The following is a 23,185-nucleotide window of genomic DNA, read 5'->3' on the forward strand; positions in this document are numbered from 1 at the left end:
GACGCCCGCGGCATCAAGGCTATTGCTCATATCGCCAGGATTGAGGACTCTGTTCGACAAACGGCCATGTGCCGAAGAAAACACGAGCAAACCGGACAGGAACGAAGGAAACAGACCATGGCGGGAAGCATGCAGGCGGCAGTGATCGGATTGGGATCCATGGGCTGGGGGGCGGCGGTTTCCTTGCTGCGTGCCGGCATTCCAACAACAGGCGTCGATGTGCGGGCCGAGGTGCTGGACAAGTTCAAGGCCGAGGGCGGCGCAACCGCCACGACACCGGCGGGCGCGGCCGGTGATGCGGATGTCGTTTTCGTCTTTGTCGTCAACGCGGCTCAGGCCGAAACAGTGCTGTTCGGCGATAACGGCGCGGCCGCCGCCGCCCGTCCCGGGACGGTCTTCGCACTCTGCGTGACCATGCCGCCCAGCGCCACCATCGCCCTGGCGGAGAAGCTAGACGGTATGGGCATGCTGGTCATCGACGCGCCGGTTTCCGGCGGCTCAATCAAGGCGCTGGCCGGGGAAATGAGCATCATGGGCTCCGGCGCGCCGGCAGCCTTCGACAAGGCCGCCCCGGCGCTGGACGCCATCTCCGCCAAGATCTTCCGGTTGGGTGAAGCGGTCGGAATCGGCAGCCAGGTGAAAATGATCAACCAGTTGCTGGCCGGCGTCCATATCGCTGCGACGGCGGAAGCGATGACGCTGGCCAAGGCGGTCGGGCTGGATTTGCAGACCGTCTTCGACGTCATCTCGGAAAGCGCGGGCAATTCCTGGATGTTCGGCAATCGCGGCCCGCATATCGTGAACGGCGACTACACCCCGCATTCCGCAGTCGACATTTTCGTCAAGGATCTGGGCGTTGTCTCTTCGGAAGCGGGCGCGGCTGCCTGCCCCACGCCGTTGACCGAAACCGCGCTAGATCTGTTCAAGGAAGCCAGCGCCAAGGGGTTGGGCCGGGAGGACGACGCAGCCGTCGCAAAACTGCTGGCCGAAAAAGCCGGGATCAAACTGCCCGGCATGTGATCAACCGGCCAACAGCGCCTTGTAGATCTCAAGGAGGGTCCGGTCGATTTCGGCCCGGGCCCTGCGGCGCCAAACCCCGGCCGCGGCCTCCATCTCCTCCGGCGGGTTCAGCACGACCGCGTCATAGGCCGCCCGCGCTTCCTCATCAAACGCATAGACCGCGACCGCATGCATGCCCTTGCCCGGAACCAGCATATAGCCCGCCAATCCCGCGCCATAATGCATGGTTCCGGTCTTGCCCCAGAAGTTGAGCGCAAGCGGCGGGTCCAGCATCCGCCGTTTCAAGCCCCCGTCCCAACCCGCGGGGGTCAGCATGGCCGGGAAGGGTTGACCATCGACGGTGCGGCCCGATTCCGAAGCGAGCAGAAGGGCCACGGCACGCGGCGTCAGACGCGCTTCCGCATCCAGGCCGGAAAAATTGGTCAGAGCGAAACCGCCGATACCGGGATGTTCCGCCGCAAGCCATACGGAAGGGTCGTGCGCGCCCAACGCCAACCGCCCCAGCATTTCCGCCATCGGATTGCTGGAGGTCCATAGCATTTCCCGCACTAGATCCGTGACCGGCGCGCTTTCATGCCGCGCGATCTCCCCGTCGCAACGCGCATTCCCCGGCGACGGTGTCGGCAGGTCGATGCCCAGCCCGGACGCATAGGCACGGAACAGATCCGCCGCTTGGCGCGGCGGGTCGGGATGGGCGTACCAATCTGTTCCCGGTTCGGCGGGCATCGGCGCGTCCGGCGGCACGGTCCAACCCGTCCCATACTCCGTCCGGTGCCCCCGGTAGGCGCCTTCGGCCACCATCAAGACTGCAAGGCGCGGATTGTACGCGGCTGATCCCGGTTGTTTCGGCTGAATCGATCCTGTTGTCTCCACAGGCGCATAAGTCAGCGCCGTGGCATCAGCCATCGCCACCCGCGCCGTCAGCGCGAGGCCAAACAGATCCTCCACATCGAATGCCGGATTGCCCCCGCCGATCAGGGCAACCGTCTCCCCGTTCCGGCACACCCGTGTGACAAAGGTCCGGTCCGGCGGCAGCTGGTCCAACACCGCCAGCGCCGTGACCAGTTTGGTGGTTGAGGCAGGCAGCACCGAACGCTCGGAGTCGGTGCCGATTTCCTGTTCGAACGAGGTATGTACCGTATGCCAGGCAATGGAAATGGGTGGAGGGCTAACGTCCTGCGGCGACGTTTGCGCGCAAGCGGAGAGCATCTGGACAGCGATCAGGGCAACAAGCCGCCATTTGGGAAATCGCGCCGGCAAAATGAGTTCCCTACCCCTTCCAACGCTCCCGCGCGTCGCGGTCGCTGTCGCGGCTGTCGACCCAGCGGGTACCGTCGCCAGTATCTTCGACCTTCCAGAAAGGCGCCTCAGTTTTCAGATAGTCCATCATGAATTGGCAGGCCGCAAAGGCATCGCCGCGATGGCTGCTGGCGGCTGCGGTCAGGACGATGACCTCTTCCGGGTTCATGGTGCCGTAGCGGTGGATGATGAGGCTGGCTTCCAGGTCCCAGCGTTCGTTCGCTTCCGCCTCAATCCGTTCCAGCATCTTTTCGGTCATGCCGGGATAGTGTTCCAGGGTGAGGGTCGAGACCGACTTTCCATCGTTCACGTCACGGACCAGGCCTGTAAAGGCGCATAATCCCCCGATTTGCGGATTACCCTTGGTCAACGCCTTCAATTCGGCGCCGACATCGAATTCCTCACGCTGGACGCGTACCGCCATGAAGCCTCCTCAACCGCCCGTGACCGGCGGAAAAAAGGCGACCTCGTCACCCTTGGCGATCGGTGCATCGTAATCGGCGAATTCCTGATTGATGGCCACCTTGATGGCGGATGTATCGGCGAAGGCCTTTTCATAGCCACCGCCCTTCGCCACCAGCCAGTCGACCAGGGCGCGCGGCGTCGTGACCTCGGCGGGCGGGTCCACCGCCTCTTCCCCGATGCCGATGCGTTGCCGCAGCCAGGCGAAATACAGAACCTTCATTTCTCTACTATCCCATCAACTCACTGAAAGGCAGATAGGCAACGCTCTGGCCTTTTTCCAGTCGCTCCACATCCTCACCCAATTCCACGAAACCGTCCGCCCCGACAAGAGACGTCAGGATCGCCGCGCCGCTGCGTCCGAATTTTTCGACCACCGGCATGCCCGCCTCATCATAGCCGGAAATCCGCGCCCGCACGAACTCGCGTCGATCTCGCTTCTTCTTATAGTCGAAACCGGCAACGGCCCGCATGCGATGCGGCGGGCGAACCGCCTCACCGGCGAGGCCTTGGAGCAGCGGTCGACCGACAAGAGAGAAGGTCGTGAAAGCCGCCACCGGATTGCCCGGCAGACCGACAACGGGCACGGAGCGTCCATCCGCGGCCTTCATCTGGCCCAATCCGACCGGCCGGCCAGGCTTGATAGCCAGACGCCAGAAATCGACGCGGCCACGGGCCTCGATCGCCGCCTTGATATGATCTTCCTCACCCATCGACATGCCGCCGGAGGTGACGACCGCATCCGCCGCCGCGACGGCCTCTTCCAGCGCGGCGGTGATGCCCGCGCGATCGTCCTTACGAATGCCGAGGTCTATCACCTGTGCGCCCATCGCGGTCAGCAAGGCACGCAGCATCAACCGGTTCGAGTCGTACAGCTTGCCATGGGGCAGGGGCTGGCCGGTTTCGATCACTTCATCCCCGGTCGACAGCAACGCGACCCGCAAGCAGGTGAAGCAGTGAACCTGGATCAACCCCTGTGTTGCCAGCAGGCCGATATCCTGCGGCGTCAGCCGTCGTCCGGCCCGGAGGATCACATCGCCTTCGGCGACATCCTCCCCCGCGGGACGCAGATTGGCGCCGCGTTTGATGCCGGGCTGCAGGGTGACGAGGCCATCAAGTTCAACGCAGTCTTCCTGCATCATGACCGTGTCCGGCCCGCCGTCGTGGCCGGGCCCGCCTCCCGACGGGATCGGCGCGCCGGTAAAGATGCGCACCGCCTTGCCGCGCGGCGCTTCACCATCCAGCGGATGTCCCGCCGCAACGCGGCCAATGACCGGCATGCTCGTCGGCTTGTCGGGCGACAGATCCTCGAAAAAAACCGCATAACCGTCGACGGCGGAGTTCCGATAGGGCGGCACATTCTGGGTCGCCCTCGCATCGAACGCCAGGATACGGCCCAAAGCGTCAGTCAGAGGCACCGGCTCCTGCCCGACGACCGGGCCGACCTTCTCGGAGAGCTGAGCAAGCGCCTGGTCAAGCGGCATCAGCGGCCCGTCGAAAGCGAAGCAATCGTCGCTGAGTTGCGCCATTCTTCCGTCGCCCCGTTAAGAAGCCCGCGCGAGGGCGGTCTGAACCACGATGAAATCGCCGATCGACTGAATATCGGACAGGTCCAGGCGCGGCAGGGTCAGCCCCGGCACCGGTGCATCACTGGCGACCGCGACCACGTTCGGGTCGTCCTGCCACAACATCGGCTTACCGATTTCGGCGCGATAGACTTCCATCTTGGTATGGGCCTCGGTCTTGAACCCTTCAACCAGTAACAGGTCCACCGGCGTCATCCGGGCGATCAAGTCCTCCAGTCGGGGTTCCGCCTCATCGCGCAATTCATGCATCAAGGCCCAGCGATTTGCCGAGCCGATCATCACTTCGGTTGCACCGGCGGCGCGGTGTTCGTAGGAATCCTTGCCCGGCTTGTCGACATCAAAGCGATGATGCGCGTGCTTGATTGTGGAAACGCGCAAGCCCCGCGCCGTGAGATTCGGAATCAACGCCCTCATCAGGGTCGTCTTGCCCGAACCGCTCCATCCCGTGATACCGAAAACCTTCATCCCCGAACCGCCAAACTTTTAATTTTCTTGTCGATTTTTCCCGCCTTGCGCGGCCGGCACTCATTCCGCCGGACTATCCTGCACCATATGCCGGAGGCCCGCGCGCAGATAGTCGAAGCCGGTGACCAAGGTTAGGATCGCGGCAATCCAAATCAAGACCAGCCCGATCATGACGGATGGGATCGCTTCGGGGCTTGCCTCGCCAACCACCAGGAAGCCCAATGCCAGCATTTGTATCGTCGTTTTCCACTTCGCGAGGCCGCTTACAGGCACGCCGACGCGAAGCTCGGCCAGAAATTCACGCAAACCGCTGACCGTGATCTCACGGACCAGAATGACGAGGCCCGGCAGGACGTCGACACCGGTCAAATCACCCCGCGCCGCCAGCATCAGGATGATCGACGCGACCAGCAGCTTGTCGGCGATTGGATCGAGAAATCGGCCCAGCCTGGAGACCTGCCCCATCTGGCGGGCGGCATAACCATCGAAGAAATCGGTGACACAGGCCGTGGCATAGAGTCCGAACGCGGTCCAACGAACGATCGCGCCGTCGAAAAACAACAGCGCGATGATCGCCGGAATCACCACGATCCGCGACATGGTCAGCACATTCGGAATACTGAAAATCATACCACCGCCGTCCCAGCCAACCCGGCACCCCGCCAGCCCCCTTCTTCTTAGCAGTTAATGGGCCCTTCCCTCAATGGTCCGAGGCGTGTGAACAGGGATGACCAGGGCGAGGAAATCGAACCAGAAACCAGTTGTCTCGCGTCCCGCACGCATGCTGGGGTGAGCGCAGGGTTGCGGACGGACAAGGCTTCACGAAACAACAATCGTCATCCTTGCCGCGCGACCATAAATATCACCATCTGGTGACCTGGAGAAACCGATGCCCGTGCATTTCAGCTTGGACGAATATCGAACCCGTGTTGCTAGAACGGTGAAAGCCATGGCGGCCGCAGACCTTGACGGATTGCTGATCTTCGCGCCGGAAAGCCAGTATTGGCTCTGCGGTTACGACACGTTCGGCTTCGCGATGTTTCAATGTCTCGTTCTGAGCGGGGATGGGGATCTGCACCTTCTGACCCGTGCGCCGGACCTTCGTCAGGCGCAGCAGACCTCGACCCTGTCCGACGCGCAGATCCAGATCTGGCGAGATTTGGAGGGCGTCCGTCCGGCAGACCAGTTGCAAGACCTGTTGGCCGAACTGGGGCTGACTGGGAAGCGCCTCGGTATTGAGACGAAGACGCCCGGACTGACCGCCTATAACGGGGATATGGTCCGCGACGCCTTGAAGACCGAGCGCCTGGTGGAGGCGAGCGACCTGATTGCGGGACTTCGCCGGGTGAAAAGCCCCGCCGAATTGGATTGCATCCGCCGCGCCGCAGCGCTTTCCGACGATGCCCTGGATGCCGCCCTGGCGGCGACGCGGGCCGGGGTGTCCGAAGGGGACATCCTAGCCGATATGCAAGGCGCGGTTTTCCGGGGCGGCGGCGACTATGCCGGGAACGAATTCATCATCGGTTCTGGAGAGGCGGCACTGCTTTGCCGCTACCAGTCCGGCCGCCGCGTGCTCGACCCGCAAGACCAGCTCACGTTGGAATGGTCCGGGGCCTGGCGGCGTTATCATGCCGCGATGATGCGCACCCTTGTTATCGGCAAGGCGAACGACATACAGCGCCGCATGCACGACGCGGCGGTCGAAGCGCTGGAGGCCTGCGAAGCGGCAATCAAACCCGGTGCGCCGATGGGCGATGTTTTCGATGCCCATGCGCGAGTCTTCGACGCCCATGGGCTGACGCACGCCCGACTCAACGCCTGCGGCTACGGAATGGGGATCGCCTATAACCCGATTTGGGTCGAGTTCCCGATGTTCTATGAGGGCAATCCGATGATCATGGAGCCCGGCAACGCCTTCTTTTTGCATATGATTTTAATGGATTCGGAAAACGGCCTCGCGATGTGCTGGGGCCACAGCACGATTTTGTCACCGACCGGTGTCGAACGCTTGAGCAAACACACGCTGGATCTGGTCGAATTGTAGGCCGAAGCGCGCGGCGTTAATATTTTTTCCCTGACGGGTGACTTTCTTTGTCACCGTGTGACGACGCTCACTTCGCGCATGCCCCCGCACTGGTATCTCCGACACAGCCAGAAGGCGCCAGAGGAGATATGAAATGTTTTTTGCCAAGTTTTTCAAAGAGACGGTCCTGGCCGCAGCGGTGGCGATCGGTTTTGCCGGCGCCGCGAATGCGACCTCGATCACCGAATTCGATTTCACCGGCTCCCCGATCTCGCAGTCGTCGACCTCTGCATTCGGAGACCCGCTCAGTGCCACATTCTCCGGGTTCACGAACGGCGTAGAAACGTCCAGCGTGACCGCGTTCGGTTTCAGCGAGCGCTTTTACCAGTCCAGTTCGAAAGGGAAGAAGGGCAAGTCCGGCAAGAACGTTCATACCGAATACAATGCGTCCGGCGTGAATTGGAATTCCACCGGCCTCGGCCTGTCGTCCGATCAGGATAACGGCAAGTGGTGGCATGGCGGCGCGGTGGAAGACCAGAATGGCCGCGATTTCCTTGTGCTCGAATTGGGCTCTCCGGACTGGGCACCGATTGATTTGAGTTTCGGATACCTTTCCGGCGGCAAGAATTATGAGGTCTTCGGCTTCAACGGCGGCCTTTCCGCCGGCGATGTCGCCGGTTTCTTCGCCAGCATGAACACTTTCACCCATCTGGCGGGTGACAATGCCGCCAATTTGGTTTTCGACACGATCGAGAACTTTCAGTACCTGATTCTAACCACCCGGAACGACAACAAGAAGGATTACTTCCGGGTCTCCGGCTTCAGCGGTGATCTGGCCTTGGTGTCGGCGGTTCCGGTCCCGGGCGCCCTTCCCCTGCTGCTGACGGGGCTGGGCATTTTCGGCGCCGCGCGGTTCGGCCGGCGGCAAAAACAGACCCCGGCCGTAGCTTGATCCCCTGACAGATCATACCGCCCGCGGGGCGTAGTCATTGAAATCAAGAAATTTAAACCCGGACCGGTTCTCTTCGGAATATTTCTCCCGCGGAGAGCCGGTCTTTTCTTGGCTCAACTGTCGTGGAAGTGATCGTAGATCTTCCTGGCCACGGCTGAGGATATCCCCTCCACCGCTTCCAGGTCCTTCAACCCGGCCCTGGCTACCGATCGCGCTGATCCGAAACGCAACAGCAGCGCCTTTTTCCGTTTCGCCCCGATCCCGGCGATCTCGTCCAACGGTGAGGCCCCGATCGCTTTGGCCCGTTTCTGCCGGTGCGTTCCGATCGCAAAACGGTGGGCTTCGTCGCGCAGCCGCTGCACGAAATAGAGAACAGGATCCCGCGGCGGCAGCAGGAATGCTTCTTTTCCCGGAAGGTGAAACCGTTCGCGGCCGGCTTCGCGTTCCGGCCCCTTTGCGACACCGAGCAGCGCGACATCGTCGATTCCCAGTTCCGCGAAGACCTCTTCTGCCGTGCTCAACTGGCCCTTACCGCCGTCGACGATGACCAGGTCCGGCCACTGTCCCCTGTCCCTGTCGGGGTCTTCCTTCATCGCGCGGGTGAAGCGGCGGGTCAGTACTTCCCGCATCATGGCGTAATCATCGCCCGCGCTGGCGCCGTCCCCGTCCTGCGAGGTCTTCACCGCCGTCTTGATGTTGAATTTGCGGTAAGCGTTCTTCATGAAGCCTTCCGGCCCCGCCACGATCATTCCGCCGATCGCATTCGTGCCGCCGGTATGGCTGTTGTCGTAAACCTCGACCCGCTCCAAGCGGTTCTCGAGGCCGAGTTTCTCGGCCAAACCGTCGAGTAATCGACGTTGCGTCGCGCTTTCCGACATCCGGCGTCCCAGCGCTTCCCGCGCATTGTCCAAGGCATGCGCAATCAACTGGCGCTTGGCGCCCCGTTGGGGCATCAGGATCGTGACCTTGCGGTCCGCCCGGATGGAAAAGGCTTCCTCCAGCAGGTCCGCTTCATCCGGTTCGATACTGACAAGGATTTCCTTCGGCGGCACGCGCCCGTCATAGAACTGCCCCAGAAAAGCCGCCAGGATCGCGGGCGGCTCCTGATCCTTGTCGTGGCTCGGAAAATAGGAACGGTTGCCATTGTTGCGCCCGCCGCGAAAGAAGAAGACCTGGACACAGGTCTGTCCGCCTTCCGTTTGCAGGGCCACGACATCCGCGTCGCTGACCCCTTCGACATTGATATCCTGATGCGTTTGAACCGAGGCCATCGCTCGGATCCGGTCACGCAGCGATGCCGCCCGCTCGAAATCCAGCGCCTCTGCCGCCGCCTCCATCTGGGCGGCCAGATCTTTCTGCACGGCCTGACTGTTGCCGGTCAGAAATCTCTTCGCCTGCTGGACCGAAGAGGCGTAGTCCACTTCCGAGATCTTGCCGACACAGGGCGCGCTGCAGCGCTTGATCTGATACTGAAGACAGGGGCGGGTGCGGGTGGAGAAAATATTGTCCGAGCAATTCCGCAGCAGGAAGGCCTTCTGCAGCGCCGTCAGGGTCCGGTTCACCGCGCCGGCGGACGCATAGGGTCCGAAATACTCACCCGGCCGGTTGCGGGCACCGCGATGTTTGACGATTTGCGGAAAATCGTGGTCACCGCGGATCAGGATATCCGGAAAGCTCTTATCGTCCCGCAGCAGGATATTGTAACGGGGCCGAAGCTGCTTGATGAGGTTCGATTCGAGAAGCAGCGCCTCCACCTCGGTATGGGTGGTGACGAATTCCATCGATGCGGTTTCGGCGACCATCCGCTGCAGCCGGATCGGCAGCCTGTGGGGATGGGCGTAGGTCTGGACGCGCTTCTTGAGGCTGCGGGCCTTCCCGACATACAGCACGTCGCCTCGCGGGTTCAGCATCCGGTAAACGCCCGGTCCCAGCCCAAGCCGCGGCAAGTATCCGCCAATGATACTTGCGCCCGTCGTCAGGCTCGGTCGGGCATCATCGAGCTCAAGACCCGGGTCCGTGTCGTTCTTGGTATCGGAAGGCGTCATCGTGCCCTATCATTCCCTATGCCGCGTGCCATCGGCAACTGATCGCCGCCAGCCGGTGCGCTAACTTCCTGAAATATCACGGCCTTCATGGATTGATTCGTCTATCCACCAAACCTGTGGATAAGTTTGTTGGTAAAACCGACATGCGGGGCCCTTCGCCCCGGAATCCATGGGTTTGGACCAGTTTGCCCAATTTTTGGGCAAACGCTATAAGCTATTGAAAACAAACAATTCAAATCGTCCAAAATATGAATCTGATATGACGCACAGGTTGATTATCGACAAGCGTTAAAGAAAGTCAGGGGCTTAGCCGGGCTGTGCAAAAGATTTCACGAGTCAACAGCAAAAATGCCGAATCTCATAAAATTACGCTGCTTCTGTCCTCGCCATGACTTGCGATGAAATCATCCCAAATCGTGAAGTACCTAGATAAGTTTCCGTAAAGGGAAATTCCCAAATGCACGAATTCTATTGGCTGCGATGTCGAAGATGTTGAGCGAGTACTTGTGCGGGCCGTGTAACTAATACATCAGCAAACACGGATCAATCCCGGCAAAAAAACCGATCCCGGCGGCCCTTCCCTGGCAAGGCGACCTGCAAACGCAATCGTCTACCGGTCGGGCCTCATTTCTTCACGCGAACGATTTCGTATCCCACGGCGGCGCAATCGCCGTAGACATCGAGTTTACTCGTCGCCACCCGGACGCCCGCGACCTGGTCAGGCTCCAAGCACTTGTCGGCAATCGCTTCTGCGAGGGTCTCCTGCAGGTTGATATGGCCGCTCTGGACGATTTCCTTGATCTCCTCGCGGACGAAATCGTAGTCGAGCACATTGTCGATATGGTCTTCGATCGGCCCATTGAAGGGCCGTAGATACAGATCCACGTCGATATTGACGCGCTGCGTGCGCCCGATTTCATGAGCCATGATGCCGATATTCGCGTCGACAACGAAGCCGCGCAGAAACAGGCGGCGGCATTCCCCCTCCGACCGGAGACGGTCATTCAAGGAACGCGAGAGGAAATCAACATCGTCGGGCACGGCCCATCCTCCACAAAAATCCGGCAAGCAGCTTGCCTCAATCCAACAAATAGGATGCACCTATATATAAGGTGTCCTAATCCCCACTTCCCTTGGCACCATTGCCGGAACGAGCGTTCTTGGGGGAATCCGCGTCCAGGAACATGATATCGCGATCCATTGCGCTCAAGCGCTGACCACAATCCACCGGCAGGACAGCCCCTGTGACCGCCGTCGCGCGCACCAGATACCGTACGGCATCGACTATGTCATCAATCGTCGTACCACGTTCCATGGGGGTCATTGCATGCACCTGAGCGAACTGTTCTTGCGATTGGTCGCCACTTCGAAGCGTCAAACCCGGGGCAACAGCATTCACGCGGCATTTCGGCGCCGCTGCCTGGGCCAGCATTTCCGTCGCCCCTTTCAGTCCAAGCTTGCTCAACGTGTACGTATAAAAATCGGGATTCAGATTGAACAGTTTCTGGTCCAGCAGGTTTATGACGCAGCCCTCGACATCCTCCGGAAGGTCCTCGATCAGCCGTTGCGCCAGGTGCAGCGGCGCACGCAGGTTCACGGCCATGTGCCTGTCGAAAGACTGGATCGTCCAATCCTCCGCAAGGTCGTATTCAAACAGCGAGGCGCTGTTGATCAGGCATTGGGCCGGCCCCAGGCGGGTCTTGATATTCGCCATCATGGCTTCGATATCGCCGCCGACACCCAGATCCGCGCGAAAAGCCATCGCCTTGGGCCCCATTGCTTCAACGGCACGGACCGTTTCTTCAGCCTCCTCTTCGGAACTCCGATAGTGGACCGCTATGTCGAAACCATCTTCCGCCATCGCCAATGCGAGGCCCCGACCGATACGTTTCCCGGCGCCGGTTACGATTGCAACGGGCATCAGCCCCCTCCTAGAAAAAGTTAGCCGTCCCTGCCGTCAGCGCCGGCCGCCGCGCCGTTTCTTCGCGCCGCCCTTCGCACCACGCTTCCCTTTTGGCAGGACTTCCTTCGATACGTTCTTGATCGTGGCAGCGATATCCCCGTTCAACGGCGCCGCATGGGCCGGCATATCGAGATCATAGGCCTCGAGCCGTTTGATTTCGTCGCGCATGCGCGCCGCCGTCTCGAATTCCAGGTCCGCCGCCGCGGCCCGCATCTGGTTTTCCAGCTGCTCGATATAGGCTTGCAGCGACAGGCCGACGAGGTTGTTGGCCTCGCCCTCGCCTGCCTCGACGGTCATATGGTCCCGCTCGTAGACGCTGTCCAGAATCTTGGAGATGTCCTTGCGGATGCTTTCCGGCGTGATCCCGTGTTCCAGGTTGTAGGCCTGCTGCTTTTCTCGCCGACGGTTCGTTTCGTCGATCGCGTATTGCAGGCTGTCGGTCATCTTATCCGCATAGAGCAGAACCCGACCGTCGACGTTTCGCGCCGCCCGGCCGATCGTCTGCACCAGCGAGGTGCGGGATCGCAGGAAGCCTTCCTTGTCCGCGTCCAGGATCGCGACAAGGCCGCATTCGGGAATGTCGAGCCCCTCGCGCAGCAGGTTGATGCCGACCAGGATGTCGAACGCCCCCAGGCGCAGGTCGCGAATAATCTCTATTCGCTCCAACGTGTCGATATCCGAATGCAGGTAGCGCACCTTCAAACCCGCTTCGGACATATAGTCGGTCAGATCCTCGGCCATTCGCTTGGTCAACGTCGTCACCAAAACGCGCTGGTTCTTTTCCGCGCAAATCCGGCACTCCGCCAGAAGATCGTCCACCTGTGTCTCCGTCGGGCGGATGATACAGACAGGGTCGATCAGGCCGGTCGGGCGCACGACCTGCTCGACGAAGACGCCTGCGGTCCGTTCCAATTCCCATGTCCCCGGCGTCGCGGAGACATAAACCGTCTGCGGCCGCATAGCGTCCCATTCCTCGAACCGCAGCGGTCGGTTGTCGACGCAGGAAGGCAGCCGGAAGCCGAATTCAGCCAGGGTCGACTTGCGCGCATAGTCGCCTCGGAACATGCCGCCGATCTGCGGCACGGTCACATGACTTTCATCGACGAAAAGCAGGGCGTTGTCCGGCAGGTATTCGAAAAGCGTCGGCGGCGGCTCGCCCGGTTTGCGCCCGGTCAGATAGCGCGAATAGTTCTCGATCCCGGCGCAGGACCCGGTCGCGTCCATCATCTCCAGATCAAAGGTGGTGCGTTGCTCCAAGCGCTGCGCTTCCAGCAGCCGGCCGTTCCGGTTCAACTCGTCCAGCCTTACCTTCAGCTCTTCCTTGATCTGCTTGGCGGCCTGCATGAGAGTCGGGCGCGGCGTCACATAGTGACTGTTGGCATAGATGCGCACGCCTTCCAGATTGCCTGATTTCTCACCGGTCAAAGGGTCGAATTCCTGGATCGCCTCCACCTCGTCGCCGAAAAAGGAAATGCGCCAGGCGCGATCTTCCTGGTGAACGGGAAAAATTTCGAAATTGTCACCGCGAACACGGAAGGTGCCGCGAATGAAATTGTTGTCGTTGCGCCGGTATTGCAATTCAACCAGCCGACGCTGCAGGTCGCGGACGTCCAGCCGCTGCTCCACCTTCACATCGGCGACCATCTGGCTGTAGCTCTCGACCGAGCCGATGCCGTAGATGCAGGAAACCGATGCGACGATGATGACGTCATCCCGCTCGAGAAGAGACCGCGTCGCCGCGTGACGCATCCGGTCGATCTGCTCGTTGCGGGAGGATTCCTTCTCGATATAGGTGTCCGACCGCGGCACATAGGCTTCAGGCTGATAATAGTCGTAATAGGAGACGAAATATTCGACGGCGTTGTTCGGAAAGAAGCTCTTCATCTCCCCATACAATTGTGCCGCCAGGGTCTTGTTGGGCGCCAACACCAGCGCCGGCCGCTGCAGACGCTGAATCGTATGGGCGACCGTGAAGGTCTTGCCCGATCCCGTCACGCCGAGCAGGACCTGGTCGCGCTCACCCGCGGCCAACCCTTCGGTGAGTTCCGTGATCGCCTGAGGCTGATCGCCGGCGGGTTCGAAATCGGATTCGATCTCGAACGCGATCCCGCCCTCGGTCAGGGGACGTTCCACCCGGCTCATTGCAGAGGGAAGCGCCCCCACCGTCAGGGGATGGCTTGCCATTGAATCCGATAGGCCCATGATTTCGATCTGCCGCAGTTCAAACGCCGGACGCGGCCGCCGCGCCGGTGCCTTCGAATATAGGGCTTGAGGACCAGCTTACAAACGCGACCTGCCGTCCCTTCACCGTGCCGAGGCTACATCCGCCGGATCGCTCAATTCCCTGCTCGTTTCCCTGGCGGCCAACAGGACGTATCGGAGCGAGCCGCCCGGCTCGAGACCGTTGAACGGGTAGCAGGTCACCAAGACCAGGGGTGCCTCGCCGTCATCGGCGACAATGGCGATATCATCCTGATCGCGCACCGCGATCTCACGCACCCGATAAGCGACCGGGGGGCCGTTTGCGGTCTGGACAAGTAGACGGTCGTCGAGGCGGATCTCCTGAAGAAAGGAGAAATGCGTGTCCCGATGACCGAACATCACATGAACGCCGCCAGGACTGGACAGCACGGGGCCGAAGGCGAGCGCCCTGCCATTCGCGCCCTCCAGAATGAAACGCTCCACCTGCAAGCGCGGCACCTGCAGGTGCAGGACGGGTCGCGTATCGGCCCAGGGCCAGGGCGGCGGCGCCGGCCCGCCCGCATCAACGGCCGAGGCCCAGGCCCGCTTGATCAGGATCGGGGCGAGCCAGGCTTTCCCCAGATGCAGGGCCGCCCCGCCGCCGACCCAAACGAAAACGGACAAGGCGACAGCCCCGCATATCAACAGAAACCCGCGGGACCGCGCCGTTTGGTGAAACCGGCGACGCTTCATACCGGGTTCACCTGCCGCCGCATTGCCGCCCAAAGGCAGACCATTGCAGCGATGCCGGCCGCGAGGGCGACCAGCAGATCACGCAGCCATCCGACCGCCGTCGCGGGCCCCGCGACCTGAACCGACGCGAGCGTATGCATGCCGGATTTTCCAGATCCGTCGCGACGCGCTTCTTCCGTCGCCGCCCCGTCGCCGCCGATCCGGTCCGAGGTTGCCCGCGGCATTTCCCTCTCGACCGCGACGAAGCTCGTATATTTCCCGGCGATACCATGGGCCAGGGCAATCTCGATCGATTCCGTCCGGATACGGTCCGAATCTGCCCCCATGCGGCGCAAATCATCCAGGTTTTCCAGTTTCTCCCGGGCCCAGAGTTTCGCCAGCCCAGGTGCTTCACGGGCGATATCCGTATCGATCGCGGTCGCCCAGGCTTCGCCGTTCAACGTTCCCCCCAAGCTCAACTCCTCGACCTCGACATTCGTGCGCATCACGAAATAGAGCGGCTCGCCCGCATAGAGGTCCGGCAGGTTCCGCGGATAGATCTCTGTTTCCGGTCCACTAGACAGGGAGGCCGTGCGCACGGCGACACCCAGATCCGTCAACTGGACGGCCTGCAACTTGCGATAAAGCGCATCGATTTTACCGCCCGCTTCATCGACGCGGTCGATATTCAGGAACACACCACGTCCGGTTTCCGCAGCCTTGCGCATGAACCAGCTGTTCGGAGCCGGCCCCAAGCCGATGGTGAACAAACGCGCATCCCCGATATTGGCCGCGGTCATCCCGAACAGGGCGGTCTCGTTCGATACCGCACCGTCGGTCAGGAAGACGATCTGGCGCAAGTTTCCGTTTCTTTCCGCTGCCGGTCCCGGCAGGGCGGCGCGCAGCGCGGGCGCCATATTCGTGCCGCCATCCGATACAAGGCCGGCGACATAGCCGCGCGCCAATCGCAACGTATTGCCGGAAACCGGCACCGATTCCCCGAAGAGCCGGTGCATCTCCGAATTGAACTGGATGATTTCAAACCGGTCCTGCGGGCGCAGGCCGTCCAGCGCGCTGAGCAGGGCCGCCTTGGCCTGGTCTAGCGCGTCGCCATGCATGGAGCCCGAGGTGTCGACGACGAAACGGACGTCCCGAGCCGGCACCTTCGTTGCGGCGGGTTTTAACGGGGAAAGCACCGCCATGTAGTAGTGCTGCCCGTTCAGAGCCTCATGGAAAAGCATCGCGGCCGGTTCCGCTGTTTCGGCCAGCCGCCAGCGCAGGACAAAATCCCGGTCCGCCGGCACGTAGCGGTCACGCAAGGCGATGTCGGCAATGTCCTCATCCTCTCGCCGCACCATCAGGTCATGGCTCGGGCTGTCGATCGAGGCGATGTCACCGCCGGCTTTGAGCCGAACGACGAAGGCTGCCGGGAAACCGAAGGGCGCCTTCGGATCATTTGTCTCCAGCACCGCCCCATTGTCGGCCAGTTCCGCCATCAGCGTGTCCCAATCCTTGATAGCGGCGGAAACCATATGCTGCTGCGGCATGAAGCGCGGCGTGATGACTTGCGGCAAGCGCAGTTCGAACACACCGTCCTTCGGCTTCACCGTCGTCTGGTATTCCAGATCGACCGAGACCAGCTCTCCGCCCGCGATATTGGCGAGATCCGTCGTGAAGATGTTCGGCCGCAGGGATTCGACGAGGCCCGCCCGTTTTCCGGCCACCCGCGCCCGTTCGAAGGTTTGCCGGGCTTCCACTTTCTCCTTCAGCAACCCTTCGATCCATTTATCCCCAAACCGGATATTCAGTTTGTCTACTGCGGCATCGTCGGGCAGCGGAAAGAGATAACGCGCATCGACTTCCGCCGGGGCCTCGTTCACGAACACCTGCCGGATCCGCGCCCGGGCAACCGCACCGGATATTTCGACGGCGGCATAGCTGGCCAGCAACCGTGCCTGCCAGGCCTGGGCCGCCTCCGACTGGTCCATCAGCATCAGCCCGAAGCCGGTTTCCTGTTCAAGTTCAAGGACGCCGGGGCTGCGATCCGGGGTGACGGAACTTTGGGCCAAGGCCCGGTCCGCCTCGAAAAGGCAGATCGCCGCGAACAGGGTGCAAAAGGCCATTCCCGTCACCGTCTGCCCTTTTTGAAGCCAGCCCAATCTGGATGGCGCGGTGTGAAAGCGAATGGCACCCCAAACTGAAATTCTATCGATGATCATGGTCGTCTCCCTGGTCCGTTTGGCTCAGTCCGCCTGTTGCGCCTTTCAAGGAGAACACTGCGATGGGGCGAGACTGGGGCCGGAATGGGGCCAAGTCGGGGCAATTTCTGGGCATCTCCGCCCCTATTCCCCTGCTTTCACTGGGCCATAGCGGGGTAGGTTTCGTTTGATCAGACCCGCCCGGGGGGCTACCGTTCGCCGCACGACAAACCGGGCGCCGGGGATGGCGCCTCAGACAATTGGGGGAACTCCGCGATGTCCTTTCTCGCCGACCGGCTGGACCTGATCAAACCTTCGCCGACGGTTGCCGTGAACACCAAGGCGAACGAATTGAAGGCCGAGGGCCGCGACGTGATCGGCCTGGGCGCGGGCGAACCGGATTTCGACACGCCCGAACACATCAAGGAAGCCGCCTATGCGGCGATCCGCGAGGGCAAGACGAAATACGCATCGCCGGCCGGTATCATCGAATTGCGCAAGGCGATCTGCGACAAGCTGAAACGCGACAACGGCCTGACCTACACGCCCGACCAGATCCAGGTCGGTTGCGGCGGCAAGCAGACGATCTACAACGCCTTCATGGCGACGGTTAACCCCGGCGACGAAGTCATCATTCCGGCACCCTACTGGGTGACCTATCCGGACCTGACCATGCTGTGCGAAGGCAAACCGGTCGTCGTCAACTGCACCCAGGACAGCAATTTCAAGCTGACCCCGGAGCAGCTTCGCGCGGCGATCACGCCGAAGACCAAATGGCTGGTACTGAACAGTCCGTCCAACCCGACCGGATCGGGCTATTCCAAGGAAGACCTGCGGGCACTAGCCGACGTGCTGCTGGAGCACGAGCATGTCTGGATCATGACCGACGACATGTACGAGTTCCTGGTCTATGACGGGTTCGAATTCGCGACCATCGCACAGGTCGAACCGAAACTGTATCCGCGCACCTTGACCCTGAACGGCCTGTCCAAGGCCTATTGCATGACGGGTTGGCGCGTCGGCTACGCGGCCGGTGACAAGGACCTGATCAAGGCCATGAACAAGCTGCAATCGCAGTCGACCACCTCGACCTCGACGATCAGCCAATGGGCCAGTGTCACCGCGCTGAACGGCGACCACGCCTTCATCGAAGAAAACAACAAGGTCTTCGTGCAGCGTCGCGATCTGGTTGTTTCCATGTTGAACCAGGCGGACGGGATCGACTGTCTGACACCACAGGGTGCCTTCTATGTGTATCCTTCGATCAAGGGATTGATCGGCAAGAAGACGCCGGACGGAAAAGTGATCGAGACCGACGAGGATTTCGTTACCTATCTGCTGGAAACCGAAGGCGTCGCCGCGGTGCATGGAGAGGCCTTCGGCCTGTCGCCGCATTTCCGCATCTCCTACGCCACCGCGACGGAACTGCTGGAAGAGGCCTGCATGCGGATCCAGCGCGCCTGCGCCGCCTTGACCTGACAAAAACCAAATCAACGGATTTCGATAGTGAGTGAGACTGTGCCCATGAACTGGAGTGCAAGCGCGAAAATTCTGGCCGATGCGCGGCTGAACGATGTTCGACTGGACGATCCGCCGCGGCCCGACCCGCAGAATACGGAGGAAGCCTACACACTCCAGGAGGCGGTTACTTCGGAACTCGGTTTTGAGATCATCGGCTGGAAAGTTGGTGCGACCAACGCCCTCGCCCAAGCGGCGCTGGGCGCGAACGAACCGTTCGCCGGTCCGATCTTCAGGGAAAGGACGTTCGAAGGCTCGGCGGAATTGAAAACCGCCGCCGATGCCCTGCGGATCCCTGAGGCGGAATTTGCCCTGATGCTGAAAGCCGATCTTCCGGCCCGCAGCGCCGCCTATGGAGCGGATGAAGTGGCCGCCGCCGTCGGCAGCGTTCATCCGGCGATAGAAGTCGTGAACAAGCGGCTGGCCGGGGATTTCGGAGACCACGTGAACCGCGTGATCGCCGATGGCGGCGCGAACCACGCCTTCATTTACGGCAAGGGAACGCAAGACTTCGACCCGAACGCGTTGTCGAGCCACCCGGTCAAGGTCACCGTTAACGGTATGGACAAAGCGGCGGGCAGCGGTGGAAACGTCATGGGGAGCCCGCTGAACGTTCTTGCCTGGCTGGCCAACCATATGAGCCGGCGCGGCCTCGGCCTGAAAGCGGGACAATGGGTGAGCACGGGACTGACGACCGAGGTGTTTCAGGTTCGACGGGGCGACACGGTCCTTGCTGATTTCGGGCCTTTCGGCTCCGTTTCGGTGAAATTCCTGGATTAACAGGCAACCTTTTCCACCGTACCGACGTTGATGAAAGCGGGGCGAATTTCGCCCCGTTTTTGCTGCAAACTCAGCAATCTATTTCCTTGCATTTTACGATACATTTCCTATCTCTGTATTGTTGATTAGAATATTTCTAAAATCGTGTTTCCGGAAGAATCTGGTCAAACGGAACACGCGCGATTTGACGGAACCAAAGGAGGTCACAGATGGAAATCAACATCGGAATCAACCAGGCCGACCGAAAAGAGATTGCCGATGGCCTGTCGCGCCTGCTGGCGGACAGCTACACGCTTTACCTGAAAACGCATAACTTCCACTGGAACGTCACCGGACCGATGTTCAACACGCTGCACACAATGTTCGAAGGCCAGTACACGGAACTGGCGACGGCCGTTGATGAGATCGCGGAACGTATCCGGGCCTTGGGCGAACCCGCCCCCGGCAGCTACGCCCAATTCGCGGAACTGACGGTAATTTCGGAAGAAACCGGCACGCCAGCCGCGGAGGACATGATCCGCCAGTTGGTCGAAGGTCAGGAAGCGATCGCCCGCACCGCGCGCTCCGTCTTCCCGGCCGCCGAAAAGGCCGGCGATGAGCCGACCGCGGACCTGCTTACTCAGCGGATCCAGTTGCACGAGAAAAACGCCTGGATGCTGCGCAGCATGTTGGCGTAACCGGGCCGCCGGAAGCCGATAAGCGGTGATACAAGCCAAAACAGCCCCGTCGGGATATACCGGTGGGGCTGTTTTTTTCGTGCCCAGGTCGGGTCTCTCACGCCTCTGTGACTGGGCCGGAGGGCAATGCCCCTCTAAGTTCTATGGCGTTGAGGCCGACAGATCGGCCGCAAACCATTGCCGAAACGGCCCCGGGAGGAAGAAGACATGCTGATCAAGAAGCGTCGTGGATGGGAATTGCCTGAACGCACGGCGACGCCGGAAGCAACCTTCCTGAACCGTCGTCAATTGGCGAAAGGTTTGGCGGCAGGATCCATTCTGCTTGCAGGCGGGTCATTGTTCGCCGGCCGTTCAAACGCGGCCACGGAGGTTGATCCGACGGCCGACCTCTATCCGGTAAAACTGAATGGCAAATATGAGATCGACCGGATGCTCACCGAGCCGAAATATGCGCTCACCTACAACAACTATTATGAATTCGGCACTCATAAGGGGATCGCGCAACTCGCCCAGAAACTGGAGATCCGACCCTGGACCGTCCTGATCGACGGTATGGTCGAGAAGGAACAGATGGTCGATGTCGATACGCTGATCCGCGCCATGCCGCTGGAAGAGCGTCTTTACCGGCACCGCTGTGTCGAGGCATGGTCGATGACCGTTCCGTGGAGCGGCTTTCCCCTCGCCGCCTTGGTCGACTATGCGAAGCCCCTGTCCGGCGCCAAGTTCATCCGCATGGAAACTGTGGTTCAGGAAGAAACCATGCCGGGCCTACGTTCCAGCTGGTATCCTTGGCCCTATGTCGAGGGATTGACCATGGCGGAGGCAACGAACGAACTGGCATTCATTGCCACCGGCCTCTACGGCGCGCCGATTGCGAAGCAGAACGGGGCACCGCTGCGCCTGGTGACCCCATGGAAATACGGTTTCAAATCCATCAAGTCCCTCGTTCGATTTACCTTCACGGACCAACGCCCGGTTGGTTTTTGGGAAGAAATCCAGGGGTCTGAATATGGGTTCTGGGCGAACGTCAATCCGGAAGTCTCGCATCCGCGATGGAGCCAAGCCCATGAAACGGTCCTCGGCACCAACGAAAAGGTGCCGACCCTGCTTTTCAACGGCTATGGCGACTATGTTGCGGATCTCTACAAGGGCATGGAGAACGAGCGTCTGTATATGTAACCCGTCGCAGGCCACTACGCCGAAAATAAACGCCAGAATCAGCACAAAACACCGTTATACAGTGTGAACGGGGTTGATTTTGCACGCCATCTAAGTTCTTTCCCTCTCCCCGCGTAAATTGTTAGAATCCCAATAAATTGTGGCGCGACAGGGAGAGTCGCCTTTGTCATACAGCTATGATGTTCAGACCCGCCAAGGAAAAGATTGGCGGGCGGTTCAGAGCTTTCAAAGCCGGACCAGCGCCTTGGTGCGTGCGAACGCGCTGATCGACTCCAAGGAATCGAAGGCCGTCCGGGTCGTTCATATTCGCCGCCGCCCCAACGATACGATCAAAGAAAAAACGATCTTCGAGCAGATCGTACCGGAGCAGAAGGAGAAACCGATTGCCGCGCAATCGGTTGAGGAAGCGGCCTATTGCGAGGAAGCGGGCGATATTTTCCGTTTGGACGCCCGGGTCACCATCTCGAAGGTGATGAGCAAGTATTTCGAGCGGAAACTGATTACCGCCTGCGAACTTATCACCGATCCCGGCAACCTGATGATGCTCGCAAGCGACAAGCCGCTGTTGAAGCAGGCCTTCACTTTCGCCGGGGTCGTCCAGGCAAAATCCCGTGGCGAAGATCAGCAGGCCCGCATCGCAGAATTGGATTCCCTGTTCAAGGATGTCAGGAAGCTCGCCGAAGAGGTTGCGGAGGGCCTTGAGCCTTTCATCGAGATCCGGGAAACGTCAGGTCTGGACGCTGCCATCGAGGCCTTGAACGCGCTTGAGGAACCAACCCGCCGCGGCACGATGCTGGCGTTGATCGGAGACCGGTTGCGCGAGGAAGGCGACCCTTCCTTGAAAGTTTTGTCCGTGCTCGGTTTCCTGGATGATCCGAATCCGGCGACCTCGGACGAAGCGCTCGAACTGATCGACAATGTTGTAGCCGAAATGTTGAGCAGCACGGACACCCTGCGTGTCCTTCTGGGCCGCCGAACCGATTTGGGGGAGGCGCTCTCCACCGCCGCCTCCATCGCATCAGGAAAATGGCAGCCCGACAGAAGCGCGTCCGGCGCCCTGAGCAAGCTCAGCGAGGAACTGGCCAAGCACAGATTTCAGCTGTCCAAGCAGGCTTTGAACCGCTGGGTGGCGAAGGGGTTGGAATCCACGACGCCGTTGACCCGGGAAGGGCAACCCGCCGAAAGGAAGACGTTCGCCCGGCTGCTTGACGGCATGCTCGGCAATGCAGGCGTCTATGGCGGCGTGCATAGCGCGCGATGCCTGACCCAGAGGGCTCGCAGCGCCTTGGCCGCCAATTCCGATGACCAGATGCTGGAACCCGCAATCGAACGCCTAGCGGATATGATCGAGGAACCCTCTGCGAAGCTGGGCTTCCTGCTCGATCTCTCTGCCAGCTCTATCATAAACCAGGGCAACGCGGTCACGGTTTTGCGGAAACTCGCGAAGACCCTGAACAGCTTACGCAGCCTGAGCGATTTCGTACCCAGCGCGAAGGATGAGGAAGAGGCGGAACTGGTGCGGACCCTGGTCCTCGGCAAGATCGGTGCATCGACCCTGCCGGCGGAGGTCCTGCAGGGTCTGGAAATGCGGATCAAGTCCTTGAAGCTGACCGCGGGCAAACAAGGCAAAGCCGCTGCGACGGCGCAAGAGGCGGAGAACGAGACAGAAGGCGCAGCCGCGCCGGAGCAGAAAGCTTCGAAGGCAGAGGAGCAAAAACCGAAATCCAACTTGCGCGCGTTCAAAGCCGGCGAAGTGATCTACACGCCGAATGACGACGCCAAGGAGGCCTATATCATTCGATCCGGCCTCGTGAAGATCGTCCATCCCGGGGTTGCCGGGGAAGAACTGGAGAGATCACTGGGCCCATCTGAGGTGCTGGGGGAACTATGTCTTGCGGGTGTAGCAACACGGAAAGCCACCGCGATCGCCGCCAAGGACACGGAAGTCGTCGTCGTGCCCAAAAGCGCCTTCACGAAGCGGTTGAAAGGTATCGCCGACAACGATCGTATGATGGCGATCCTGCTGAATGCCGTTCTGAAGGAAATGCGTAGAATGGGCGAGTGAGCGGGCCTAACGCCGCTCGTGCCTCGCTTAGCTGTTTCCA

20 protein-coding genes are annotated in these 23,185 nt (G+C 60.8%); 8 read left to right on the forward strand and 12 right to left on the reverse strand.

The window, feature by feature from the left end:
- The first annotated feature begins 117 nt into the window (after window positions 1–117).
- Entirely contained in the window at window positions 118–1,020 is a 903-nt protein-coding gene (gene ltnD, locus ACQK2G_RS17445) for an L-threonate dehydrogenase (RefSeq protein ID WP_425406314.1), read from the forward strand.
- Here the strand turns inward: ltnD and ACQK2G_RS17450 are convergent, their stop codons facing one another.
- Genes ACQK2G_RS17450 through pgsA form a run of 6 tightly spaced genes read right to left on the reverse strand, consistent with a single transcriptional unit; the run spans window position 1,021 to window position 5,462 of the window.
- Complete coding sequence (locus tag ACQK2G_RS17450) at window positions 1,021–2,280, reverse strand: D-alanyl-D-alanine carboxypeptidase (RefSeq protein WP_425406315.1); 1,260 nt, start codon at window positions 2,278–2,280, stop codon at window positions 1,021–1,023.
- Between the two features lie 10 nt (window positions 2,281–2,290).
- Entirely contained in the window at window positions 2,291–2,743 is a 453-nt protein-coding gene (locus tag ACQK2G_RS17455; RefSeq protein WP_425406316.1) for a molybdenum cofactor biosynthesis protein MoaE, read from the reverse strand.
- A 9-nt stretch (window positions 2,744–2,752) separates the two neighbouring features.
- A complete protein-coding gene (gene moaD, locus ACQK2G_RS17460; RefSeq protein WP_425406317.1) occupies window positions 2,753–3,004 on the reverse strand; it encodes a molybdopterin converting factor subunit 1 in 252 nt (83 codons plus the stop codon).
- A 7-nt stretch (window positions 3,005–3,011) separates the two neighbouring features.
- Window positions 3,012–4,310, reverse strand: coding sequence for a gephyrin-like molybdotransferase Glp (gene glp, locus ACQK2G_RS17465; RefSeq protein WP_425406318.1), 1,299 nt, complete (start codon window positions 4,308–4,310; stop codon window positions 3,012–3,014).
- 15 nt (window positions 4,311–4,325) lie between these two features.
- Window positions 4,326–4,832, reverse strand: a complete 507-nt coding sequence (gene mobB, locus ACQK2G_RS17470; RefSeq protein WP_425406319.1) for a molybdopterin-guanine dinucleotide biosynthesis protein B — start codon at window positions 4,830–4,832, stop codon at window positions 4,326–4,328.
- 60 nt (window positions 4,833–4,892) lie between these two features.
- Window positions 4,893–5,462 (reverse strand): CDP-diacylglycerol--glycerol-3-phosphate 3-phosphatidyltransferase, encoded by a 570-nt coding sequence (gene pgsA, locus ACQK2G_RS17475; RefSeq protein ID WP_425406320.1) that lies wholly within the window; start codon window positions 5,460–5,462, stop codon window positions 4,893–4,895.
- A 259-nt stretch (window positions 5,463–5,721) separates the two neighbouring features.
- On the opposite strand from pgsA, the gene ACQK2G_RS17480 reads away from it, so the two are divergent.
- Window positions 5,722–6,876: a M24 family metallopeptidase gene (locus tag ACQK2G_RS17480; protein ID WP_425406321.1), complete on the forward strand. Its 1,155-nt coding sequence runs from the start codon at window positions 5,722–5,724 to the stop codon at window positions 6,874–6,876.
- A 133-nt stretch (window positions 6,877–7,009) separates the two neighbouring features.
- Window positions 7,010–7,807, forward strand: coding sequence for a VPLPA-CTERM sorting domain-containing protein (locus tag ACQK2G_RS17485; RefSeq protein WP_425406322.1), 798 nt, complete (start codon window positions 7,010–7,012; stop codon window positions 7,805–7,807).
- Between the two features lie 113 nt (window positions 7,808–7,920).
- On the opposite strand, the gene uvrC is transcribed toward ACQK2G_RS17485, so the two are convergent.
- The 6 genes from uvrC to ACQK2G_RS17515 form a co-directional block, all read right to left on the reverse strand.
- On the reverse strand, window positions 7,921–9,852 hold the full coding sequence (gene uvrC / locus ACQK2G_RS17490) for an excinuclease ABC subunit UvrC (protein ID WP_425406323.1): 1,932 nt from the start codon (window positions 9,850–9,852) through the stop codon (window positions 7,921–7,923).
- A 624-nt stretch (window positions 9,853–10,476) separates the two neighbouring features.
- A complete protein-coding gene (locus ACQK2G_RS17495; RefSeq protein WP_425406324.1) occupies window positions 10,477–10,893 on the reverse strand; it encodes a dihydroneopterin aldolase in 417 nt (138 codons plus the stop codon).
- A gap of 76 nt (window positions 10,894–10,969) precedes the next feature.
- Window positions 10,970–11,773, reverse strand: coding sequence for an SDR family oxidoreductase (locus ACQK2G_RS17500; RefSeq protein ID WP_425406325.1), 804 nt, complete (start codon window positions 11,771–11,773; stop codon window positions 10,970–10,972).
- Between the two features lie 36 nt (window positions 11,774–11,809).
- On the reverse strand, window positions 11,810–13,957 hold the full coding sequence (uvrB, locus tag ACQK2G_RS17505) for an excinuclease ABC subunit UvrB (protein ID WP_425407661.1): 2,148 nt from the start codon (window positions 13,955–13,957) through the stop codon (window positions 11,810–11,812).
- A 162-nt stretch (window positions 13,958–14,119) separates the two neighbouring features.
- Window positions 14,120–14,680: a sortase domain-containing protein gene (locus tag ACQK2G_RS17510; protein ID WP_425406326.1), complete on the reverse strand. Its 561-nt coding sequence runs from the start codon at window positions 14,678–14,680 to the stop codon at window positions 14,120–14,122.
- Between the two features lie 65 nt (window positions 14,681–14,745).
- Window positions 14,746–16,947, reverse strand: a complete 2,202-nt coding sequence (locus ACQK2G_RS17515) for a marine proteobacterial sortase target protein (protein WP_425406327.1) — start codon at window positions 16,945–16,947, stop codon at window positions 14,746–14,748.
- A 255-nt stretch (window positions 16,948–17,202) separates the two neighbouring features.
- On the opposite strand from ACQK2G_RS17515, the gene ACQK2G_RS17520 reads away from it, so the two are divergent.
- From ACQK2G_RS17520 to ACQK2G_RS17540, 5 genes are all read left to right on the forward strand, one after another.
- Window positions 17,203–18,405, forward strand: coding sequence for a pyridoxal phosphate-dependent aminotransferase (locus ACQK2G_RS17520; protein ID WP_425406328.1), 1,203 nt, complete (start codon window positions 17,203–17,205; stop codon window positions 18,403–18,405).
- A 27-nt stretch (window positions 18,406–18,432) separates the two neighbouring features.
- Window positions 18,433–19,224 (forward strand): 2-keto-4-pentenoate hydratase, encoded by a 792-nt coding sequence (locus ACQK2G_RS17525; protein WP_425406329.1) that lies wholly within the window; start codon window positions 18,433–18,435, stop codon window positions 19,222–19,224.
- A gap of 209 nt (window positions 19,225–19,433) precedes the next feature.
- The gene (locus tag ACQK2G_RS17530) at window positions 19,434–19,901 is read left to right on the forward strand and encodes a Dps family protein (RefSeq protein ID WP_425406330.1); all 468 of its coding nucleotides are present in this window, start codon (window positions 19,434–19,436) and stop codon (window positions 19,899–19,901) included.
- Between the two features lie 207 nt (window positions 19,902–20,108).
- Window positions 20,109–21,080, forward strand: coding sequence for a protein-methionine-sulfoxide reductase catalytic subunit MsrP (gene msrP, locus ACQK2G_RS17535; protein WP_425406331.1), 972 nt, complete (start codon window positions 20,109–20,111; stop codon window positions 21,078–21,080).
- 163 nt (window positions 21,081–21,243) lie between these two features.
- Complete coding sequence (locus tag ACQK2G_RS17540; protein WP_425406332.1) at window positions 21,244–23,145, forward strand: cyclic nucleotide-binding domain-containing protein; 1,902 nt, start codon at window positions 21,244–21,246, stop codon at window positions 23,143–23,145.
- The last annotated feature ends 40 nt before the right edge of the window (window positions 23,146–23,185 follow it).

It is taken from the genome of Hwanghaeella sp. (genome assembly GCF_965227365.1).
Taxonomy (GTDB): domain Bacteria; phylum Pseudomonadota; class Alphaproteobacteria; order UBA8366; family Aestuariispiraceae; genus Hwanghaeella.

Bases quoted from the DNA above. Each gene is read 5' to 3' on its own strand.
- ltnD (WP_425406314.1), top strand. From the start codon at position 118: ATGGCGGGAAGCATGCAGGCGGCAGTGATCGGATTGGGATCCATGGGC.
- ACQK2G_RS17455 (WP_425406316.1), bottom strand. From the start codon at position 2,743: ATGGCGGTACGCGTCCAGCGTGAGGAATTCGATGTCGGCGCCGAATTG.
- moaD (WP_425406317.1), bottom strand. From the start codon at position 3,004: ATGAAGGTTCTGTATTTCGCCTGGCTGCGGCAACGCATCGGCATCGGG.
- glp (WP_425406318.1), bottom strand. From the start codon at position 4,310: ATGGCGCAACTCAGCGACGATTGCTTCGCTTTCGACGGGCCGCTGATG.
- mobB (WP_425406319.1), bottom strand. From the start codon at position 4,832: ATGAAGGTTTTCGGTATCACGGGATGGAGCGGTTCGGGCAAGACGACC.
- pgsA (WP_425406320.1), bottom strand. From the start codon at position 5,462: ATGATTTTCAGTATTCCGAATGTGCTGACCATGTCGCGGATCGTGGTG.
- ACQK2G_RS17480 (WP_425406321.1), top strand. From the start codon at position 5,722: ATGCCCGTGCATTTCAGCTTGGACGAATATCGAACCCGTGTTGCTAGA.
- ACQK2G_RS17485 (WP_425406322.1), top strand. From the start codon at position 7,010: ATGTTTTTTGCCAAGTTTTTCAAAGAGACGGTCCTGGCCGCAGCGGTG.
- uvrC (WP_425406323.1), bottom strand. From the start codon at position 9,852: ATGACGCCTTCCGATACCAAGAACGACACGGACCCGGGTCTTGAGCTC.
- ACQK2G_RS17500 (WP_425406325.1), bottom strand. From the start codon at position 11,773: ATGCCCGTTGCAATCGTAACCGGCGCCGGGAAACGTATCGGTCGGGGC.
- uvrB (WP_425407661.1), bottom strand. From the start codon at position 13,957: ATGAGCCGGGTGGAACGTCCCCTGACCGAGGGCGGGATCGCGTTCGAG.
- ACQK2G_RS17515 (WP_425406327.1), bottom strand. From the start codon at position 16,947: ATGATCATCGATAGAATTTCAGTTTGGGGTGCCATTCGCTTTCACACC.
- ACQK2G_RS17520 (WP_425406328.1), top strand. From the start codon at position 17,203: ATGTCCTTTCTCGCCGACCGGCTGGACCTGATCAAACCTTCGCCGACG.
- ACQK2G_RS17530 (WP_425406330.1), top strand. From the start codon at position 19,434: ATGGAAATCAACATCGGAATCAACCAGGCCGACCGAAAAGAGATTGCC.
- msrP (WP_425406331.1), top strand. From the start codon at position 20,109: ATGCTGATCAAGAAGCGTCGTGGATGGGAATTGCCTGAACGCACGGCG.